Here is an 18358-nt window from a genome sequence, read left to right as displayed (position 1 = left end):
GGCTTCAGCTTAACCGGCACAGGTGGCCGTGCCAACCGTCGGAAGTCTTGCCGGCGATGATCAGCCCAGGAGCGTCATCCGGCGCGGCAACCAAAAGCGCTCCCGTTTCATCCCAGATGGCGCTGCGGCCCGCCGGGATCCAGCCGCCGGTCGGCGCCGCATGGTTGGCCATCAGCGTGACCATGCCATAACGCCGGGCGTAGTCTGCCAGCGCGGCGCTGTCTTTCGCGTAACCGGCTTCAGATACCAGCACGCCGGCAGCATAAATCTGCGCGCCCGCCCGTGCGGCGGCGCTCGCGTGGCCGGGCTCCGAAGTATCGGCGCAGATGGCCAGCGCGATGCGTTGCTGCTGTATTTCCAGCAGCGTGCCGCCCTCACCGGGCGAGAAGAATTGCTGTTCCGCGCCGTGCAGATGCTGTTTGGTATAGACGGCCACCATGCCGTTGGGGTGAAAGATCAAGGCGGCGATATGCAGCGCCTGGCCACTGTGCAAAGGCGCGCCGACGATGATCGTCATCTGCCGCGATTGCGCCGCTGCACTGAGCGGTTGCAGGCGGGGATCGCCCAGCGTCAGCGCCAGTTCGGCAGCATTGGCCAACTCATAGCCGCTTAGCGACAGTTCGGGAAACACCAGCAGTTGCACCTGCTGTTCGGCTGCCTGCGCGACAAATTCAAGGTGACGTTCAAGGTTGCTGGCGATATCGGCCGCAGCGGCGGGGTATTGGGCGGCGGCGAGGGTAAAGCAGGGCATTGGCCATCTCTCCTGTGAGGCAATAAAAAACCCGCCTTGGCGGGTTTAATGACGGATGGAAGGACGCTTACTCACCAGACGGATGCGCTTTTTTGGCGCGTTTCTCCGCACGTTTCTCAGCTGGGGTTTTCAACGGCTTCTTCTTCGCATTTTTTTTGCTATCCATTCCCTTACTCATGATGGCCTCTCGTTACCTATGATTGGGTGGCTTGCTCAGTCATTAACCGCCTAAAGCCGGCAGGATGCAAGCGACAAAGTGCGAATTGCATTTAACCGGCTGTTTACACATGAGATTTTGTTTTAGGATGACCGGGTGATAAAAATAATTATTATGTTATAATGTTACACTTTCAATGTTCGGAGAACGCAATGACTGTGATGGCATTACCGGATGCGCAGCAACTGCTGGCCATGCCGGATTCTGATTATATGAACTCGGTTCAACGGGCGTTTTTCCGTCAGTTGCTGCAGGATGAGCGGCAAAAGCTGCTGCTGCACATCGATGAGCTGAAAAAAGAGATCGACGGCGGCGAAGCGACGGGCGATGAGGCCGACAAGGCGGCGCGCGAAGAGGATTTGCGCTTGCTGTTCCGCCAGCTGGATCGCGAAAGCCGCCTGTTGCCGAAAATCGATGCGGCGCTGGCGCGCTTGCAGAACGGCGAATACGGCTACTGCCGGGAAACCGGCGAACCCATCGGGCTGGCGCGCCTGCTGCTGCGCCCGACGGCGGAACTGAGCATCGAGGCGAAAACCGCACAGGAGATGCGCGAGCCGCATATGCGTAAAGGCGGGTAAGGCCTCAGCCGCCGAGCGTATCCACCAACAGATCGAGAAAGCGCCTGACGCGGGGTTCCAGCAGGCGCTTATTCGGATAGAGCGCCACAATCCTGACTTCTTCACCCGCCACGGCGCGCAACACCTGCCGCAGACGGCCGGCGGCCAAATCTTCCGCAATCATAAACTCCGGCAGATACGCGATGCCCAACCCGGATAGAGCGGCGTCGCGTAACGCTTCCCCACTGTCCAGCCGCAGGCGGCCGCGAACCGGGGCCTTGACCCATTCGCCGCGCTCGTCGCGCAGCCGCCAGGGCTGTTTTTGGTTGCGGCTGCTGAACAGCAGAGCCTCGTGCCCGGCGAGCGACTCGACGGTTTGCGGTTCGCCACGGGCGGCGAGGTAGGCGGGGGAGGCGCACAGCAGGGCGCGATACCTGGCGAGGGTTCTGGACACCAGCCGGGTATCCGGCGCCGTGACGCCAATCCGCACCGCCAAATCAAATCCTTCTTCCACGATATCCGCCAGGCGATCGGAAAAACTGATCTCCACCTGCACCTCAGGCCAGGCGACGAGAAATTTCGGCACCAGCGGCAACAGGATCCGTCTGCCGAAGGCGGCGGGAGCGGTCAACCGCAGCACCCCGCGTGCGGTGCCTTTGTCGCCGGCCACGCTGGCCTCGGCGTCGTCGACCGAAGCGAGGATCTGCAGACCGCGCCGATAAAACTCTCGCCCCTCGTCGGTCAGGCCAAGCGAACGCGTGGTGCGATGCAACAGCCGCACGCTCAGCCGCTGCTCCAGACGCGCGATGGCCTTGCCCGCCGCCGAGCGCGATAGCCCCATCGTCTGTCCGCCGGCGACAAAACTGCCGGCGTCGACGACGGCCATGAAAACCTGAATGTCATTGAGATTCGCCCGCAGCATGCCGCCCCCCGAGAGCCGGTGATAAGATAATTAATTTAACATATTCAATGGATTAAATGCATAGTCAATGTCGTTTCAGTGACGACATTCATTCGCCAATCAAACGATTATAGTCGTCATGGAAACGATAAACGGTTGGAGAAGCAGCATGAGAAACGGCATCACGCACTACCATCACGGGGTCATTTGGGAAGAGGAGAATGGCGTGTCCCAAGGCGTTCGCGTCAAAGACACCCTCTACATTTCGGGGCAGTTTTCCCATGATATGCAGGGTGAGTTTATCGGCGCGGGCGATATTGAACGGCAAACCCAGCAGACGTTGGACAACCTGGATCGGGTATTGGCGGGATTCGGCGCCGAACGTTCGAACCTGGCGTATGTGGAGATCTACCTGACCGACGTACAGGCGCACGTTGAACCGTGCATTGCGTTGTTCAAGCGCTATGTCGGCGATCACCGACCCGCCGGTTCGCTGATCGGCGTCACCGGGCTGGCTTCGCCCGAGCAGTTGGTGGAGATCAGCGCGATCGCGCACCTTAACTGATCGGGCCTGTGGGCATTTTACAGGCAGGTCGTTGTGATTTTGAGCAAACGCGCGGCGAGTTCTCGGCGCGCGTTCGAGTTTTCGGGTTTTACCGTTGACCTGCCGGGCGGCTTCCGCTTTGATGAAAGCATGACTCACAGAGAGACGGAAAGCGCCATGGAACAATTACGAGGTTTGTACCCGCCGTTAGCGGCATACGACAGCGGTTGGCTGGATACTGGGGATGGCCACCGGATCTACTGGGAGCTGAGCGGTAACCCGAACGGTAAACCGGCGGTATTCATTCACGGCGGGCCGGGCGGCGGCATCTCCCCGCATCATCGTCAGCTGTTCGATCCCGAACGCTACAAGGTGCTGCTGTTCGATCAGCGCGGTTGCGGCCGCTCCCGTCCGCATGCCAGCCTGGACAACAACACCACCTGGCATTTGGTGGCCGATATCGAGCGGCTGCGCGAAATGGCCGGCGTCGAGCAGTGGCTGGTGTTCGGCGGTTCCTGGGGATCGACGCTGGCGCTCGCCTATGCGCAGACCCACCCGGAGCGCGTCAGTGAAATGGTGCTGCGCGGCATCTTCACCCTGCGCAAGCAGGAGCTGCATTGGTATTACCAGGACGGCGCTTCGCGCTTCTTCCCGGAAAAATGGGAGCGCGTGCTGTCCATCCTCTCGGATGACGAGCGTAAAGACGTGATCGCCGCCTACCGGCAGCGGCTGACCTCGACCGATCCGCAGGTGCAGCTTGAAGCGGCCAAGCTGTGGAGCGTGTGGGAAGGGGAGACGGTCACGCTGCTGCCGAGCCGCGAATCCGCTTCGTTCGGCGAGGATGATTTCGCGCTGGCGTTCGCCCGCATTGAAAACCACTACTTCACCCATCTGGGCTTCCTGGAAAGCGACGACCAACTGCTGCGCAACGTGCCGCTGATCCGCCATATTCCGGCGGTGATCGTCCACGGCCGCTATGACATGGCCTGCCAGGTGCAGAACGCCTGGGACCTGGCCAAGGCCTGGCCGGAGGCGGAGCTGCATATCGTGGAAGGGGCGGGGCATTCGTATGATGAGCCGGGCATTTTGCACCAGCTGATGATCGCCACCGACCGGTTTGCCGGCAAGTGACGCAAAAAACCCGCCGTAACGGCGGGTTTTTCTATTTAGCCTTCGGCTCGTACGGCAGGCGCGAAAACTTGTGGGATTCCGCGCGGTAGTGCGCCACGCGCTCGCGAAAATAGTCGCGCAGCGCTTCCGGTTGCTCGCGCTCCACCACTTCCGGGATCACCGGCATGTTGTAGCGCTCTTTGTACGCCACGCCTGAGGCGGCGAGATCCACATTCACCCTGTCCATTTCCTCTTTGGACAGCTCGGCCAGATTGTAACCCACGCTATGCTCCTTACTTACTTTGCCGCATTGAATCTGCGCAGAAGGTAATCCACCCGGCGGCGCTTGGCAAGCCCATTACGCCGTTGCCGGGAGCGATATTTATCCGAGAGTAATGCAATCTATTTATTCTTTTAAATAAGAATGATTCGCTTTTTGATTAAAATAAAAGATGAAAATAATTATCATGTGAATTCTCAATGTGGTAGATATATCTTAATTTATTGATATTTATAGTTTTTATAATTAATGTTTGCTTGGTGTGAATAATGTGTTTTTATTTTTATGGCAGCAAGGCATAATGCGCGGAAATTAAATTCATGACCTGCAAAATAAAAGGAATCATTATGCTGACGCAAGAAATGACTCAAAAGCTGAATGAGCAACTGAATCTGGAGTTCTACTCCGCCAACCTGTATCTGCAGATGAGCGCATGGTGCAGCGATAAAGGCTTTGAAGGCGCCGCCGCATTTCTTAAGGAGCATTCTCAGGAAGAGATGCAGCATATGCAACGTTTGTTCGACTATCTGAGCGACACCGGCTCTCTGCCGCTGCTGGGCACCATCGCCGCGCCGCCGGTAGCGTTCGAATCGCTGGCGGACGTGTTCCAGCAGACCTACGAACACGAACAGCTGATCACTCGTCAGATCAACGAACTGGCGCACGCCGCCATGACCGCACACGATTACTCCACCTTCAACTTCCTGCAGTGGTACGTGGCGGAGCAGCATGAAGAAGAGAAACTGTTCAAATCCGTGCTGGACAAGCTGGCGCTGGTGGGCACCAGCGGCAAGGGCCTGTTCTTCATCGACAAAGATCTGAAGAAAATGGGCGCGATGGGCCAGGGCGGCAACGACCAGGCCTGATCTGCATCAGAACATCGAAAAAACCGCGCGCGGGCGAGCCTGACGCGCGGTTTTTTTTACCCTGCGTTTATCGCGGTTATGCGGCGATACGTGCTGCCGGATCGCAAAATGCCAGTGATGCGCTCGACTTGCCGCAGCGTGGTCGTTATGATTTACCGCGATACGCTACAGGGATGGTAGAGTCAAAACAGCGGGTTAGCCGATACAACCCGTTTTTCTGTTTACCCGTGGCGCAATCATTGCGGTGGGTTGGGGCCGCTGATACATCGCCTTGGCTGTGGCCTTAACCCTTATGACCCTCTTTATACTGTTAAGGGATACCACTGTGATCGGTAAAATTCGTTCCTCCTGTCGCCTGCTTTCCACCGTTTTCGTTCTGTTCGTCGGCCTGTCTTCTCAGCAAGCGCTGGCGCACGCCCACCTGAAAGTGGAAACGCCGAAGGCCGACGCCAGCGTCAGCCCGGCGCCGAAGGCGCTGACCCTCAGCTTCTCCGAAGGCATCGAGCCGAACTTCAGCGGCGTGAAAATCACCGGCCCGGACAACGCCGTGGTGAAAACCGGCAAGCTGCAGCTCGATCCGAACAACAACACCCAGGTCAACGTGCCGATTGAAGGCGAGCTGAGCGCGGGCAAATACAACGTCAGCTGGCATGTGGTTTCGGTCGACGGGCATAAAACCAAAGGCCAGTACAGCTTCACCGTAAACTGATCGTGAGTCTGGCGACTCTGTTCGTTCTGTGTCGCTTGGTGCACTTTGCGGCGGTGATGCTGATGTTTGGCATCAGTCTGTTCACCGCCTTATTGGCACCGCAGCGCCTCTCCCCGATCCTCTCCCGCGATGTGCGCCCCCTGCTGCTTGCCGGCACCTGGATTGCCGGGCTTTCCGCCGTGGCGCTGCTGGCCATTCAGGCCGGGCAGATGGGCGACGGTTGGCAAGACGCCTGGCGGCTGGAGGTCTGGTGGGCGGTGCTCGGCACCACCTTCGGCGAAGTGTGGCGCTGGCATCTGGGCCTGTCGCTGCTGGCGATCCTGAGCCTGCTGCTGCCGGAACGGCCGCGCGCACAGGCGTTGGCGCTGTGCTCGGCGCTGCTGCTGGTGAGCCTGGCGTTTATCGGCCACGCGGCGATGCATGAAGGCGCGTTGGGCGCGCTGCACCGCGCCAACCATGCGGTGCACCTGCTGGCCGCCGGTTACTGGTTCGGCAGCCTGGCGCCGCTGCTGGTTTGCCTGCGTTACCTGCCTCCGCCGCAGTGGCGCAGCGACGCCATCACCACGCTGATCCGTTTCTCGCGCTGGGGGCACCTGGCGGTGGCGGCGGTGATCGTCACCGGCATCGTCAACAGCCTGATCATTTTCGGCGGTTGGCCGCTCAACCTCGGCTCGCCTTATCAGCGCCTGCTGCTGATCAAAACCGCGTTGGTGGCGCTGATGGTGATGGTGGCGCTGGCCAATCGCTACGCCATCGTGCCGGCGATGAGCCGCGTACCGGCGCTGGCGCAGCGCGGCGTGGTGCTGGCCTGCTGGCTCGAAGTCGGGTTGGGGATGGCGGTGCTGCTGCTGGTCAGTTTATTTGCAACCTATGCGCCGGTATGACATTTCAGCTTGCCGCAGCCGGGCAAGCTGCGGGAAAATCGGCGCGAATAGCAACCTTAAGGCCATCACATGAAATCGGTATTACTCGGCATTACGCTGCTGGCAACCGCGACCGGCGCGCTGGCGGCAGACAAACTGGTGAACATCACCAAACTGGAGTACGGCAAACAGTGGGCGTTCACCAAGGAAGAAGTGACGCTGCAGTGCCGCAGCGGCGGCGCGCTGTTTGTGCTGAATAACAGCACCCTGATGCAATATCCGCTCAACGACGCGGCGGAGCAGCAGGTGAAGAAGGGCCATCAGCGCGCGCAGCCGCTGGAGGTGATCCTGCTGGACGACCCTGCCGAACCGGGGAAAAAAATGAGCATGGCGCCGTTTATTGAGCGCGCCGAGAAGCTGTGCGCTGACTAACCGCTTGTTTGCCAACGCCTTGCCCAGCGTGCGCAGATTGATGCGCATTTGCCGCATAGTTATTTCGTCACGAAACTATCACGCAGCCGCCGGGCGGCTGGCAAAACTGGCGCGGTAGGCTACTCTTAAAGTGCACGGCTGAACAAGCCCTGCATTAAATGCCAACTTTTAGCGCACGGCTCTCTCCCAAGAGCCATTTCCCTAGACCGAATATAGGAATCGTATTCGGTCTTTTTTTGTGTGATTGATTTATAAGGAAATTCCACTTAAAGCGCCAATAAATTTCTGGTTTCTCTTTTCCGTCGTCACATTTCAACCCGATCTCTGGCTCCACACACCCACCGCACCTATCGCTAATTTAGCCGCACCAAAAGTCATTACGTCATCTATGGCGCTGATAAGCTTCGGCCATTGCTCCCATCAACGGTTTAACGAGAGTGTCATTATGGGAAATATCCCGGCATCAGGCGCTATAAAAGGTAACCCGCAGTGAACGAGCAACTGAATCAATTAAAGATGATGTTGCCCGGCTATCTCGAGGCGTGGCGTGAGGGGGCCTTACCCTCTGACTGGGGGCAGGTGGTTAATCCTGAAGTGGTTGCCGCCCTGTTGGCGGAGTGGGAGGCGCTAAGCGAGTTGGCGTCTCGGTTCGAAACCGCCACTGAAGCCCCCTCCGAACCGGCCGCGTTTTGGCAGGCGCGCGCCGAGCTGATGGCGCAGCGCAATCGTGAGCTGATGGCTCAACTGGCGACGCCAATCCGTTTGCCCAGCGCACGGGTGGCCTTTTTTGGCTATGTGAAAACGGCCGTGATGGACGCCAGGCAGGTTAAAGCGGCGATTCGCGATGCCGGTTTTATCGTTGCGGGCGGCGCCCCCAACGAGAACACGGCTTAACGCGGTTTCTTCTCAAATTTCTCGGCAAAAAAGAACCGCAGCAATTTATGGATCCACAGCAGGATGGCGCCGACCACCACCAGCGAGACGACGAAATGCGACAGATTTTTAGGCGCGGCATAGCCGTGGGTAAAGGAGACCCCCGCGCCGCTGAGCAGCAGGGTGGCGATCCAGAAGCCGAGCAGCAGGCATAAGGTACGAAACAGTTTAAACATGGTTATCACCAAAAATACGGAAAGCGCCGACCGAACGGATAGGCTCAGCCGGAGCTTTGATTAATTAAAACCGCTTAGCGCGAACAGGTATTGCCGCCTTTACTGCTATTGTTATTGCAGTTGCTGCCGCTGTTTTTGTTGCCGCCTTTCCCCATGCCGACGTTGCCGCCGCCTTTGCTGCCTTCCTTGAAGCAGCCGCCGTTGAGCGCGCCCACCGCCAGGCCGCCAAGGCCGCCCAGAGAGCCGGTGATCACGCCGTTAACGCAATCCGGCGAGGTGTGCTTGCCGTAGAATCCCTGATTGGATGACCCGCCCCCGTTCTTGTTGCCGCCGTTGTTGTTGACGCGGCCATTGCTGCCGCGGTTGTCGGCAAAGTTACCGGCGCCGGCGATCAGGTGAAAGTGTTTGGCATCGATCTCTTGCATAAAATTCCCTCTTTATCGATTCAGTTAAATTCAGTAAAGCTTGCGCAAGCCAGCTGTTTTTAACAGAAAAAATAGCGGGGGTAATTACCGGTTCGGATAAGAACAGGGGGTTTATTTTGCGATATTTTCCAGTCTGATAGGGCACAGAGGAATGATATTTTGGATGTGTGGATCCGCATCGCTATCCGTTCTCTTGAGCCGGTTAATTTGTTAGCATGGCGCCCCTGGATGACTATTGGTGCAGTACATTGAAAATTAAAGCGTTGTTATTTGTTGCGTTGGCCGCGCTGGCCGGCTGCAGCCAGGAGGGAACCTCGATGAATCAGCCCGCAAACGAGAAAGGCGGCCAAACGGAAGTGTTGCTGGTGAACAGCGCGCTGGTGGACTGCGTGGGCGTCGGCCCGATGAAGTGCATGCAGGTGCGCCGTTCCACGCAGCAGCCGTGGGAGTTGTTCTATACCGGCATCGAGGGCTTCACTTTCGAACCGGGCTATCAGTATCGATTGAAAGTGCGCGTCACTCCGGTGGAGAACGTGCCGGCCGACGCCTCATCGCTGCGTTACACGCTGATTGAGCAGTTGGAAAAGAACAAGGCGTGACTCTCGACTGGCCGGGTAATCGCAACCCGGCCTGCCATGATTATCCCTTTGCCATCATGACATGTCTCGGCGGCGGGCTTTCCGACTGGTCTGTTCACTGCGCTTGTTTTCGCACTTTCTTAAGTATATCGAGAAAATCAGGTATATTGTCCTTCGGTTTTTAGCTACCAAGAAAAAATTACTATGATTATCAAACCTAAAATTCGTGGTTTTATCTGCACCACCGCTCACCCGGCAGGCTGTGAAGCCAACGTCCGTGAGCAAATCGCCTACGTTAAGTCGCGCGGCGAACTGAAAAACGGGCCTAAAAAGGTGCTGGTCATTGGTGCTTCCACCGGTTACGGTCTGGCCTCGCGCATCAATGCCGCTTTCGGCAGCGGTGCGGCCACCATCGGCGTATTTTTCGAGAAGCCTGGCAGCGAAGGCAAAACCGGTTCCGCCGGTTGGTACAACTCCGCCGGTTTCGACAAGGCAGCTAAAGAAGAAGGCCTATACGCGAAAAGCATCAACGGCGACGCATTCTCCAACGAGTGCCGTCAGACCGTGATCGATCTGATCAAAAAAGACCTGGGTCAGGTTGACCTGGTGGTCTACTCGCTGGCTTCGCCGGTGCGTAAGATGCCGGAAACCGGCGAAGTGGTGCGTTCCGCACTGAAGCCGATCGGCGAGCCGTACAAATCCGTTGCGCTGGACACCAACAAAGACGTGCTGGTTGAAGCCGTGGTCGAGCCGGCCAACGAGCAAGAAATCGCCGACACCGTGAAGGTGATGGGCGGCCAGGACTGGCAGCTGTGGATGGACGCGCTGGACGAAGCGGGCGTGCTGGCGGATAACGCGCAGTCGGTCGCTTACTCCTACATCGGTACCGATCTGACCTGGCCAATTTACTGGCACGGCACGCTGGGCAAGGCGAAAGAAGATCTGGATCGCGCGGCGCACGCCATCAACCAGAAGCTACAGGCCAAAGGCGGCGCGGCTTACGTTGCGGTGCTCAAGTCGGTAGTGACTCAGGCTTCCTCCGCCATTCCGGTGATGCCGCTGTATATCTCCATCGTGTTCAAAATCATGAAGGAACAGGGCATTCACGAAGGCTGCATCGAGCAGATCCAGCGTCTGTTCGCCACCAAGCTGTACAGCGGCGCGGCGCCGGACACCGACGAGAAGCACCGTCTGCGTCTGGATGACTGGGAACTGCGCGACGAAGTGCAAGAAACCTGTCGTGAAATCTGGCGGCAGCTGAACGACAACAACATCAACGAACTGACGGATTACCAGGGCTACAAGGCGGAATTCCTGCGCCTGTTCGGCTTCGGTCTGCAGGGCGTTGACTACGACGCCGATCTGAGCGGCGAAGCCAATTTCGATGTGATCGAGCTGGTCTAAGCGCGTCGAGCGGTCAAACAAGGTCGGGTTAGCCCGGCCTTTTTTATTGCCTGCGAATTATCGGCTGGCTAAGCGAAAATGTTTATTTCGGGTTAACAGAGGAACCGAGTGGTTAACATCGGCGGTCGGAAGGTGAAATAACGGCGGTTATTAAACTAAAGAAAGTCATTTTTTATTTACCCTTGCCGCCGGCTGCGGGTATTTTATTTCTTTTAAGGAGAAAACTATGACATGGCGTTATTGTGCCACGGTATCGTTGTTTTTGTTGAGCGGCTGCGGCGCGATCCAGCCGACGTCGACGTCCCCAGACTGGTCTCAGCCCCAGCCGGCCACGCGGGAACAGCGGCAACGCATCATGGCGGGTGAGTCTGCCTCGTCGGTATTGCAGGAAGGGAATATCGGTATTGGCGGCACGTTAGATGGGGCGAAAATATTCGATCGTTAAACCGCTAAATATATTCAGCCAAATTAATGCGCGCATTCTGCCGATATTGTCGGAGGGTTTACCTTTCCTGCGTTATTCTGCCGTGGCTTGACCATTCATTGCGTTAGCAGACAATTCGTTTTCCTTATAGGGAACCGCCGGTTTATTTCGGCGTAATCAAAGGAGTTGCCCATGACGAAGAACATGGCCGCGATCTTTCTCTTGCTGTTGCCGCCGCTAAGCCAAAGCGCCGGCGCAGCGCGCTACGACAGGCCGTGCGAAGGGGTGTCGCCGGTGCTGTTTCAAAAGCGCCTGAAAGCGCTGGCGCAGGATCTGCGGCAGGAAATAAGCGAGGAAGCGCCGCCGACGGAGCGCGATGCGGAAGAGCTGGCGCGGTTGGCGGAGTGCGCTATCGAGCCCGGCAAGGCGCCCGTCACCGGCGGGCAGCGCGTCTCCCGTTCAGAGGAAAAGCCGACGGCATCGCCGAACGGTTGCTGAGCCAGCGTGTGCGCAGAGTCAAGCGATGTAATGTAAAAGGAGTCATTGATGAAAAGGATCGTGTTGGCCGGCGTGGCCTTGTGTTGTTCCAGCTTCGCGCAGGCGCGGGTGGATCTGGAATACCATGCGGCGGCGCCGAAGGACAGTAAGGTCACCGAGGAGTACCAGAAAAAGCGCGACGCATTGCGCCACAAGGTGTGGAATGTCGATAACCTGATGCTGGCCAACGAGCAGGCGATTGCACGCGAACAGCAGCGCGAAGCCGCTGAGACCGCCGAGCGGCAGCAGCGGAATCTGGAACAGCAGCAGAAAAAGCAGCGCTGCCTGCGGAGACACTCGAAAGATCCTCACCCCGAGGCGAAGTGTTACAGGCACAACTTCTAACCTTCAACGTCCGGGCGCTTTCTGCGCCCGACGTCGTTTAGGCCGGGCGGCAATGCTCTTTCAGCATGGCGATCGCGTCCGGTTTCAGCTGATACAGATAGACCGGTCGGCCGGTGGCGCCGTACAGAATACGGGTGCCGAGGATGCCGCTCTCCGCCAGATAGATGAGGTACTTGCGGCAGGACACTCGCGAAATGCCAATGGCGTTGGCCAGGTTGTCGGTGGAGAATTCGCTGTCGTGCTGCTGTTCGATCCACTCGCACACCGTGCTCAGGGTGATGCTGGTCAGGCCCTTCGGCAGCTTTTTGCTCTCCTGGCCGCCGGGCTGGCGGCGCAACAGACTGTCGACGTCGGCCTGCGAAAACTCGCGCTGCGCCAAGAGCTGGGACTGTTGCCGATAGTGGCTCAGCGCCTCCTTGAAGCGGCTGAACTGGAACGGCTTGATCAGATAATCCACCACGCCGTAGTGCAGCGCTTTTTGCACCGTGTTCACGTCGCTGGCGGAGGAGATGATGATCACATCGGTCTTCTCGCCGAGTTCGCGCAGACCGGGCAGCAGATCCAGCCCGTTCTCCTGCTGCATGTAGATATCCAGCAACACCAGATCGATGTTGACGCTGGCATCGGCCAGCAGGGCGCGCGCCTGGCTCAGGGTGGCGACCGTCGCCTGGCAGTGAAAACCGCCGACCTGGCTCAGGTAGTATTTGTTCAGCTCCGCCACCATCGGGTCGTCGTCGACAATCAGTACGTTAATCATGGGCTCTGCTCTTGGCCTGATAGGGAAGGTGCACGAAAAATTGGGTCAGCTCGCCCGGTTCGGATTCGAAATCGATGCTGCCGCCCAGTTTCTCCAGATGGCTGCGGATCAGCGCCAGGCCGATGCCGCGTCCCGTTCCCTTGGTGGAAAATCCGTGTTCGAAGATGCGCGCGCCGATCGCCGGATCGATGCCGGGGCCGTCGTCGCTGACGATACAGTGTAATTGATCGTCGTGATGATGGAAGCTCAGGCCGATCTCGTGGCCCTCAACGCCGTCGATGGCGTCGATGGCGTTTTCGATCAGGTTGCCGAGCACGCTGATCAGCACGTGGGTGGTCTCCGCATCGTCGGTTTCCGGCAGCAGGCTGGTTTCCTCAATGGTCAGTTCGATGCCGGCCTCGTGGGCGCGGCTGATCTTGCCGATGAAGAAGCCCGCCACTTCCGGCGAATGGATCTTGCGCAGCAACGCGCCGATCTCTTCCTGATAGTTGCTGGCGGTGTTGATGATGTAGTTTTCCAACTGCTGATAGGCCTTCATGTGCAGCATGCCGAGTATCACATGCAGCTTGTTCATAAATTCGTGCGACTGCACCCGCAGGGCGTCGGCGTAGTGCGCCATGCCGCTCAGCCGCTGCAGCAGGCGGCTGATCTCGGTCTTGTCGCGGAAGGTGGCGATGGCGCCGGTCACCTGGCCGTTGACGATCACCGGCACGGTATTGGTCAGCAGTTCGCTGCCGTTGAAGCTGATCTGCCGATCGCGCAGCGGTTCGCCGCTGGCCAGCACCTCCGCCAGATGCAGCTGCGCCGGCCAATGCTTGCTGGCGGCTTCCAGCAGCAGGTTTTCCACCGGCCCGCTCTGGCGCAGCAGGCGCTTGGCTTCGTCATTGACGATGGTGATGCGAGATTCATTATCGACCGCGATCACGCCTTCTTTAATCGACTGCAGCATGGCGTTGCGCTGTTCGAACAGGTTGGAGATTTCGTAAGGCTCGAAACCCAGCATGATGCGTTTGAGCGCAGAGACCAGGAAAAAGGTGCCCAGGCTGCCGACCAGGGCGGCGAAGGCGATGGTCCAATAGATGATCCAACGGCTCTCCGCCACCACCCGCTGCACGGTGTCCAGCGCGATGCCGAGCGCCACCACGCCGATTTGTTTTTTCTGATCGTCATACACCGGCACGAACACCCGCAGCGCCGGGGCCAGCGTGCCGCGGTTGATGGCGCTGTTGACGTTGCCTTGCAGCGCGGGCGCCAGATCGTCGCCGATAAAATGCTTGCCGATCAGCCAGGGTTTAGGGTGCGAATAGCGGATGCCCTGCATATCCACCACCACCACGAACAGCAGCTCGTTTTGATGGCGCACCTGCTCGGCGAAGCGCTGAATGGCGCCGCTGTGATCGCGCCGCTGCAAGCCGTCGATCACGGTGTTGGAGAGCGCCAGCGTGTTGGCGACGGCGATGGCTTTTTGCTGCAGCTGATCTTGCCCCTCGCGGCTCATCTGCACGAAAAACAGCGCGAACACCACCAGCAGCACCGAAGCGATGATGGCGGACACCATCAGCGTGATGGAGGTGCTCAGCTTGAGCGGCACCCGTTGTTTTGGCATGGCGGTTCTCCGAATGGCGATATCACGGCGTATTCTAGCGAGGAATGCGGCAAGCTGCAGTTACCGGCAGCAGGTTATAGCATGCTGCCGGGGGAGCGGGGGGTTATTTTAGTTACAAAAGCGGGTTACTGCTGGTGGTAGATCTCCAGCGCCTGTTGGCCGCTGGCGCCCTGATGGATGATCGCCATCAGGGCGCGCACCACCTGCGACGGGTTGCTGTGTTGATAGACGTTGCGGCCATAGACCATGCCGGAGGCGCCCTGCGCCATCAGCGCGGCGGATTTCTCCAGCACCGGGCCCAGCTCACCCTTGCCGCCGCCGCGCACCAGCGTCGGGCAGCGCGCCGCTTCCACCACGCGGTGGAAATCTTCCACCCGATCGGTCGGATCGGCCTTGATGATGTCGGCGCCCAGCTCGCGCGCCAGCCGCACCAGCGGCACGATCTTCTCCACGTCACCCAGCGATCCGTAGGCGGCGCCCTGGCCGGCCGGGGCCATCACCAGCGGTTCGATCATCAGCGGCATGGCGTAGCGGTCGCAGGCGTGGCGCAGGCGGCCGATGTTCTCTACGCATTGGCGGAAAATGCCGGGTTCATCCGGGATCATATACAGGTTGACCACCACCGCGGCGGCGTCCATTTGCAGCGCGGCCAGGATCGGCGCTTCCGGATTGTGCAACACCGCCCACATCTCACGGTGGCGCGCGGCGTTATAGGCGTTGCCGACGTCGGTGCGCAGCACCAGCGCCGGCTTTTCGCGCTGCGGCGCGCGCTGCAGCAGATCCGCCTGGCCGTAGTTGACCTGAATGGCGTCGGGGCGCGCGGCGATCAGGTTGCCCATCACCCGTTCGATATCTTCCAGGCCGATTAAGAAATCCGGTTCGTTGGCGATGCCGTGATCGATCGCCACGTCCAGGCACTTGCCGTTGTTGAACAGGCGGTTCATCCGCACCTTACTGCTGAGCTGCATGTCAGGTCCTCCTGAGATAGGGATATGTCCATTATTGCCGAGTAAGGATGGTCGGGAAACGCGGAAACCGCAAACTGCGCGCCCGCTCGCAGTTTTTGCCGGCGCACGAAAGGGGAACGCTCGCGGGCGGCTTTCATTTCATTTGTTAGATCCATGTCATGTTTTTGTTAATAAGCCATTCCAAAACGCATGTTTCGCTTGTTTGGGTTAAAAAGTTTCAATAATCTAAATTATGAAATAAACATTTAAAAAAGCGGCGAGGACGCGGCTTTCTCCTCCAGGGGTTTATTTCAATTGATTGTTTTTAATCTGTTTTGAGATATCGATCACCATTTTGTTCACGGCCTTAATACGGCGATAACGCGGTAATTTCGCCGTATCAAAGGGATAACACCGACCGTATTGTTGTTTGAATGTAAAAAATATTTTTCATTAGCTGTCAACCAACAGACCTCTTCATTCTAACGATTAAAGGGTAACGAACATGAAGCTGAAGAAACTGATCGCCGCCTCGGTACTGATGTGCATGCTGCCGGCCAGCGTGTTGGCGAAAGACATCAAGATCGGCGTTTCCATGGCTTACTTCGATGACAACTTCCTCACCATTCTGCGCCAGTCGATGCAAAGCAAAATGAAAGCCGACGGCAACGTCAGCGGCCAGTTCGAAGACGCCAAGGGCGACATCGCGCAGCAAATTCAACAAATCGAAAACTTCGTCAGCCAGGGCGTCGACGCCATCATCCTCAACCCGGTGGATACCCAGGGCGTCAAGCCGATGATCAAGCTGGCCGAGAACGCCAAGATCCCGCTGGTGTTCGTCAACCGCAAGCCGGAAGTGGCGCTGCCGGCCGGCATGGCCTACGTCGGATCCGACTCCAAGCTGGCCGGCAAACTGCAGATGGAAGCGCTGGCCAAGCTGATGAACGGCAAGGGCAACGTAATGATCCTGATGGGCGAGCTGTCGAGCGAAGCCACGCGCGACCGCACCCGCGGCGTGGAAGAAGTGGCGGCCAACTATCCCGGCATCAAAATAGTCGACAAGCAAACCGCCAAGTTCTTCCGCAAAGAGGCGGTGGACGTCACCACCGACTGGATTTTGTCCGGCCAGCAGATCGACGCCATCGCCTCCAACAACGACGAAATGGCCATCGGCGCTATTTTGGCGCTGAAGCAAGCCAAAAAATCCGGCGTGCTGGTGGCCGGCGTTGACGGCACGCCGGACGCGCTGGAGTTCATCAAGAAGGGCGATCTGGCGCTGAGCGTGTTCCAGGACGCCAAAGGCCAGGGCGAGGGCGCGGTGCAGACCGCCGTTCAACTGGTGAAAGGCGAAAAAGTGGAAAGCAACGTGTTGATCCCTTACCAGCTGATCACTCAGGCCAATTACCAGCAATTCGCCGATAAAAACAAGAAATAAGCCTTGAAGCCCGCCGCGGGCGCCGGTGTGGGGCGAGCGCGGCGGAAAACGTGGGTCAGTGCGGAGGTAAGCGGTATGTACCCTTATGTTCTTGAGGCCGAAGGCATCAGCAAGCAGTTCCCCGGCGTCAAAGCGCTGGATAAGGTCTCGATTAAAATCAAACCCGGCAGCGTGCATGCGCTGATGGGAGAAAACGGCGCGGGCAAATCGACGCTGATGAAATGCCTGATCGGCATCTACCACCCGGATGAAGGCTCGATAAAAATCAAAGGCCGGCCGGTCACCTTCAGCGACACGCTGCAGGCGCTGCATTCGGGCATTTCCATGATCCACCAGGAGCTGAACCTGGTGCCTTACATGACGGTGGCGGAAAACATCTGGCTGGGGCGCGAGCCGGCGCGGTTAGGGTTCGTCAACCACGAACAGCTGAACGAGAACACCCGCGAGCTGCTGGCGCGGCTGAACATCAAACTGCAGCCGGACACGCTGGTGGGTAATCTGAGCATCGCCAACCAGCAGATGGTGGAGATCGCCAAGGCGGTGTCCTACAACGCCGACGTCTTGATCATGGACGAACCGACCTCGGCGCTGACCGAAGGTGAAGTGGTGCATCTGTTCGCCATCATCCGCGAACTGCGCGAGCAGGGCAAAGGCATCATCTATATCAGCCACAAGATGGACGAGATCTTCGCCATCACCGACGAAGTGAGCATTTTCCGCGACGGCACCTTCATCGCCTGCGACAAAACCGAAAACCTGACCAAACAGTCGCTGATCACCATGATGGTGGGGCGCGAACTGACGCAGATGTTCCCCAAATTCAACAACAATATCGGCGAGGAAGTGCTGCGGGTGGCGGGGCTGCGCCGCAGCGGCTGGTTCCATGACGTGTCGTTCAGTGTCAAACGCGGCGAGATCCTCGGCGTCGCCGGGCTGGTGGGCGCCGGGCGCAGCGAAGTGATGGAAAGCCTGTTCGGCATGCACCCGGCGGACGGCGGCGAGATCTTTATCGAAGGCCAGGCGGTGAAGGTCGATTCCCCGGCGAAGGCGATCGAGAGCGGGCTGGCGTTTCTCACCGAAGACCGCAAAAAATCCGGCCTGTTTCTGGTGCTGTCGGTGGTCGAGAACATGAGCATCGTCAACCTGTCGGAATACATCGGCAAGAACGGTTTCGTCAGCCACGTACAGATGGCCAAAGACTGCATGGATCAGATCAAAAAACTCAACATCAAAACGCCGACCATGGATCAGATCATCAATAACCTCAGCGGCGGCAACCAACAGAAGGTGCTGATCGCGCGCTGGCTGCTGGCGCAGCCGAAAATTCTGATCCTCGACGAACCGACGCGCGGCATCGACGTGGGGGCGAAAGCGGAAATCTACCGTCTGATCAGCGAGCTGGCCAACCGCGGCGTCGCCATCATTTTGGTCTCCTCCGAGCTGCCGGAGATCCTCGGCATGAGCGACCGGGTGATGGTGATGCACGGCGGCCGCATCACCGGCATTTTGGACAAAGACGACGCGGACCAGGAGAAGATCCTGGCGCTGGCCTCAGAATAAC

General features: G+C 58.4%; 23 protein-coding genes. 15 read left to right on the top strand and 8 right to left on the bottom strand.

Annotation, left to right across the window (positions count from 1 at the left end; translation table 11 throughout):
* Positions 1 to 4: 4 nt before the first annotated feature.
* Positions 5 to 751, bottom strand: a complete 747-nt coding sequence (locus tag CRO23_RS14665) for a carbon-nitrogen hydrolase family protein (RefSeq protein WP_097102347.1) — start codon at positions 749 to 751, stop codon at positions 5 to 7.
* A gap of 369 nt (positions 752 to 1120) precedes the next feature.
* Here CRO23_RS14665 and dksA point away from each other — a divergent pair, with 369 nt between their 5' ends.
* Positions 1121 to 1546, top strand: coding sequence for an RNA polymerase-binding protein DksA (gene dksA / locus CRO23_RS14660; RefSeq protein WP_004928840.1), 426 nt, complete (start codon positions 1121 to 1123; stop codon positions 1544 to 1546).
* A gap of 4 nt (positions 1547 to 1550) precedes the next feature.
* Here the strand turns inward: dksA and CRO23_RS14655 are convergent, their stop codons facing one another.
* On the bottom strand, positions 1551 to 2447 hold the full coding sequence (locus CRO23_RS14655) for a LysR family transcriptional regulator (protein ID WP_004928843.1): 897 nt from the start codon (positions 2445 to 2447) through the stop codon (positions 1551 to 1553).
* 148 nt (positions 2448 to 2595) lie between these two features.
* Between CRO23_RS14655 and CRO23_RS14650 the strand changes: the two genes are divergently transcribed.
* Both CRO23_RS14650 and pip read left to right on the top strand, forming a co-directional pair.
* Positions 2596 to 2991, top strand: coding sequence for a RidA family protein (locus CRO23_RS14650; protein ID WP_097102344.1), 396 nt, complete (start codon positions 2596 to 2598; stop codon positions 2989 to 2991).
* A gap of 156 nt (positions 2992 to 3147) precedes the next feature.
* The gene (gene pip, locus CRO23_RS14645; protein WP_097103111.1) at positions 3148 to 4101 is read left to right on the top strand and encodes a prolyl aminopeptidase; all 954 of its coding nucleotides are present in this window, start codon (positions 3148 to 3150) and stop codon (positions 4099 to 4101) included.
* A 31-nt stretch (positions 4102 to 4132) separates the two neighbouring features.
* Here the strand turns inward: pip and CRO23_RS14640 are convergent, their stop codons facing one another.
* Positions 4133 to 4363 carry a DNA polymerase III subunit theta gene (locus tag CRO23_RS14640; RefSeq protein ID WP_016928156.1) on the bottom strand — a complete coding sequence of 77 codons (231 nt, stop codon included), beginning with the start codon at positions 4361 to 4363 and terminating at the stop codon, positions 4133 to 4135.
* Between the two features lie 344 nt (positions 4364 to 4707).
* Here CRO23_RS14640 and ftnA point away from each other — a divergent pair, with 344 nt between their 5' ends.
* The 5 genes from ftnA to CRO23_RS14615 all read left to right on the top strand — a co-directional run bounded on the left by ftnA (position 4708) and on the right by CRO23_RS14615 (position 8124).
* Entirely contained in the window at positions 4708 to 5226 is a 519-nt protein-coding gene (gene ftnA / locus CRO23_RS14635; protein WP_015377481.1) for a non-heme ferritin, read from the top strand.
* Positions 5227 to 5551: 325 nt separating this feature from the next.
* Positions 5552 to 5935: a CopC domain-containing protein YobA gene (gene yobA, locus CRO23_RS14630; protein ID WP_004940886.1), complete on the top strand. Its 384-nt coding sequence runs from the start codon at positions 5552 to 5554 to the stop codon at positions 5933 to 5935.
* Positions 5936 to 5937: 2 nt separating this feature from the next.
* Positions 5938 to 6819, top strand: a complete 882-nt coding sequence (copD, locus tag CRO23_RS14625) for a copper homeostasis membrane protein CopD (protein ID WP_097102342.1) — start codon at positions 5938 to 5940, stop codon at positions 6817 to 6819.
* Between the two features lie 69 nt (positions 6820 to 6888).
* A complete protein-coding gene (locus tag CRO23_RS14620) occupies positions 6889 to 7230 on the top strand; it encodes a YebY family protein (protein WP_004940890.1) in 342 nt (113 codons plus the stop codon).
* 489 nt (positions 7231 to 7719) lie between these two features.
* Positions 7720 to 8124: a hypothetical protein gene (locus tag CRO23_RS14615; RefSeq protein ID WP_079449358.1), complete on the top strand. Its 405-nt coding sequence runs from the start codon at positions 7720 to 7722 to the stop codon at positions 8122 to 8124.
* Here CRO23_RS14615 and CRO23_RS14610 read toward each other — a convergent pair.
* Positions 8121 to 8339 carry a hypothetical protein gene (locus CRO23_RS14610; protein ID WP_033640661.1) on the bottom strand — a complete coding sequence of 73 codons (219 nt, stop codon included), beginning with the start codon at positions 8337 to 8339 and terminating at the stop codon, positions 8121 to 8123. The two genes, CRO23_RS14615 and CRO23_RS14610, sit on opposite strands and share 4 nt — an antisense overlap.
* Positions 8340 to 8413: 74 nt before the next feature.
* Positions 8414 to 8764, bottom strand: a complete 351-nt coding sequence (locus CRO23_RS14605) for a hypothetical protein (RefSeq protein WP_033640660.1) — start codon at positions 8762 to 8764, stop codon at positions 8414 to 8416.
* 248 nt (positions 8765 to 9012) lie between these two features.
* Here CRO23_RS14605 and CRO23_RS14600 point away from each other — a divergent pair, with 248 nt between their 5' ends.
* The 5 genes from CRO23_RS14600 (at position 9013) to CRO23_RS14580 (ending at position 12052) form a co-directional block, all read left to right on the top strand.
* A complete protein-coding gene (locus CRO23_RS14600; RefSeq protein ID WP_097102340.1) occupies positions 9013 to 9363 on the top strand; it encodes a DUF4377 domain-containing protein in 351 nt (116 codons plus the stop codon).
* 183 nt (positions 9364 to 9546) lie between these two features.
* Positions 9547 to 10746: an enoyl-ACP reductase FabV gene (gene fabV, locus CRO23_RS14595; RefSeq protein WP_016928134.1), complete on the top strand. Its 1200-nt coding sequence runs from the start codon at positions 9547 to 9549 to the stop codon at positions 10744 to 10746.
* A 226-nt stretch (positions 10747 to 10972) separates the two neighbouring features.
* Positions 10973 to 11191, top strand: a complete 219-nt coding sequence (locus CRO23_RS14590) for a hypothetical protein (protein ID WP_016928133.1) — start codon at positions 10973 to 10975, stop codon at positions 11189 to 11191.
* 171 nt (positions 11192 to 11362) lie between these two features.
* Positions 11363 to 11668 carry a hypothetical protein gene (locus CRO23_RS14585; protein ID WP_016928132.1) on the top strand — a complete coding sequence of 102 codons (306 nt, stop codon included), beginning with the start codon at positions 11363 to 11365 and terminating at the stop codon, positions 11666 to 11668.
* A 48-nt stretch (positions 11669 to 11716) separates the two neighbouring features.
* Positions 11717 to 12052, top strand: coding sequence for a hypothetical protein (locus CRO23_RS14580; RefSeq protein ID WP_097102337.1), 336 nt, complete (start codon positions 11717 to 11719; stop codon positions 12050 to 12052).
* 37 nt (positions 12053 to 12089) lie between these two features.
* Here the strand turns inward: CRO23_RS14580 and dcuR are convergent, their stop codons facing one another.
* The 3 genes from dcuR to CRO23_RS14565 form a co-directional block, all read right to left on the bottom strand.
* Entirely contained in the window at positions 12090 to 12809 is a 720-nt protein-coding gene (gene dcuR / locus CRO23_RS14575) for a two-component system response regulator DcuR (protein WP_016928130.1), read from the bottom strand.
* Positions 12802 to 14415 (bottom strand): sensor histidine kinase, encoded by a 1614-nt coding sequence (locus tag CRO23_RS14570; RefSeq protein WP_016928129.1) that lies wholly within the window; start codon positions 14413 to 14415, stop codon positions 12802 to 12804. The genes dcuR and CRO23_RS14570 overlap by 8 nt, the downstream gene beginning before the upstream one ends.
* Positions 14416 to 14540: 125 nt before the next feature.
* A complete protein-coding gene (locus CRO23_RS14565; protein ID WP_033640653.1) occupies positions 14541 to 15383 on the bottom strand; it encodes a class I fructose-bisphosphate aldolase in 843 nt (280 codons plus the stop codon).
* Between the two features lie 484 nt (positions 15384 to 15867).
* Here CRO23_RS14565 and CRO23_RS14560 point away from each other — a divergent pair, with 484 nt between their 5' ends.
* Both CRO23_RS14560 and CRO23_RS14555 read left to right on the top strand, forming a co-directional pair.
* Positions 15868 to 16797: a sugar ABC transporter substrate-binding protein gene (locus CRO23_RS14560; protein WP_016928128.1), complete on the top strand. Its 930-nt coding sequence runs from the start codon at positions 15868 to 15870 to the stop codon at positions 16795 to 16797.
* Between the two features lie 75 nt (positions 16798 to 16872).
* Complete coding sequence (locus CRO23_RS14555) at positions 16873 to 18357, top strand: sugar ABC transporter ATP-binding protein (protein WP_097102335.1); 1485 nt, start codon at positions 16873 to 16875, stop codon at positions 18355 to 18357.
* Position 18358: the final 1 nt, after the last annotated feature.

It is taken from the genome of Serratia sp. JKS296 (assembly GCF_900215445.1).
GTDB lineage: Bacteria > Pseudomonadota > Gammaproteobacteria > Enterobacterales > Enterobacteriaceae > Serratia > Serratia marcescens.
Note: the sequence above shows the minus strand (reverse complement) of the source record. Positions and strands in the feature narration are given on the sequence as shown.

Bases quoted from the DNA above. Each gene is read 5' to 3' on its own strand.
- CRO23_RS14665 (WP_097102347.1), bottom strand. From the start codon at position 751: ATGCCCTGCTTTACCCTCGCCGCCGCCCAATACCCCGCCGCTGCGGCC.
- dksA (WP_004928840.1), top strand. From the start codon at position 1,121: ATGACTGTGATGGCATTACCGGATGCGCAGCAACTGCTGGCCATGCCG.
- CRO23_RS14655 (WP_004928843.1), bottom strand. From the start codon at position 2,447: ATGCTGCGGGCGAATCTCAATGACATTCAGGTTTTCATGGCCGTCGTC.
- CRO23_RS14650 (WP_097102344.1), top strand. From the start codon at position 2,596: ATGAGAAACGGCATCACGCACTACCATCACGGGGTCATTTGGGAAGAG.
- pip (WP_097103111.1), top strand. From the start codon at position 3,148: ATGGAACAATTACGAGGTTTGTACCCGCCGTTAGCGGCATACGACAGC.
- ftnA (WP_015377481.1), top strand. From the start codon at position 4,708: ATGCTGACGCAAGAAATGACTCAAAAGCTGAATGAGCAACTGAATCTG.
- CRO23_RS14620 (WP_004940890.1), top strand. From the start codon at position 6,889: ATGAAATCGGTATTACTCGGCATTACGCTGCTGGCAACCGCGACCGGC.
- CRO23_RS14610 (WP_033640661.1), bottom strand. From the start codon at position 8,339: ATGTTTAAACTGTTTCGTACCTTATGCCTGCTGCTCGGCTTCTGGATC.
- CRO23_RS14605 (WP_033640660.1), bottom strand. From the start codon at position 8,764: ATGCAAGAGATCGATGCCAAACACTTTCACCTGATCGCCGGCGCCGGT.
- fabV (WP_016928134.1), top strand. From the start codon at position 9,547: ATGATTATCAAACCTAAAATTCGTGGTTTTATCTGCACCACCGCTCAC.
- CRO23_RS14590 (WP_016928133.1), top strand. From the start codon at position 10,973: ATGACATGGCGTTATTGTGCCACGGTATCGTTGTTTTTGTTGAGCGGC.
- CRO23_RS14585 (WP_016928132.1), top strand. From the start codon at position 11,363: ATGACGAAGAACATGGCCGCGATCTTTCTCTTGCTGTTGCCGCCGCTA.
- CRO23_RS14580 (WP_097102337.1), top strand. From the start codon at position 11,717: ATGAAAAGGATCGTGTTGGCCGGCGTGGCCTTGTGTTGTTCCAGCTTC.
- dcuR (WP_016928130.1), bottom strand. From the start codon at position 12,809: ATGATTAACGTACTGATTGTCGACGACGACCCGATGGTGGCGGAGCTG.
- CRO23_RS14570 (WP_016928129.1), bottom strand. From the start codon at position 14,415: ATGCCAAAACAACGGGTGCCGCTCAAGCTGAGCACCTCCATCACGCTG.
- CRO23_RS14565 (WP_033640653.1), bottom strand. From the start codon at position 15,383: ATGCAGCTCAGCAGTAAGGTGCGGATGAACCGCCTGTTCAACAACGGC.
- CRO23_RS14560 (WP_016928128.1), top strand. From the start codon at position 15,868: ATGAAGCTGAAGAAACTGATCGCCGCCTCGGTACTGATGTGCATGCTG.
- CRO23_RS14555 (WP_097102335.1), top strand. From the start codon at position 16,873: ATGTACCCTTATGTTCTTGAGGCCGAAGGCATCAGCAAGCAGTTCCCC.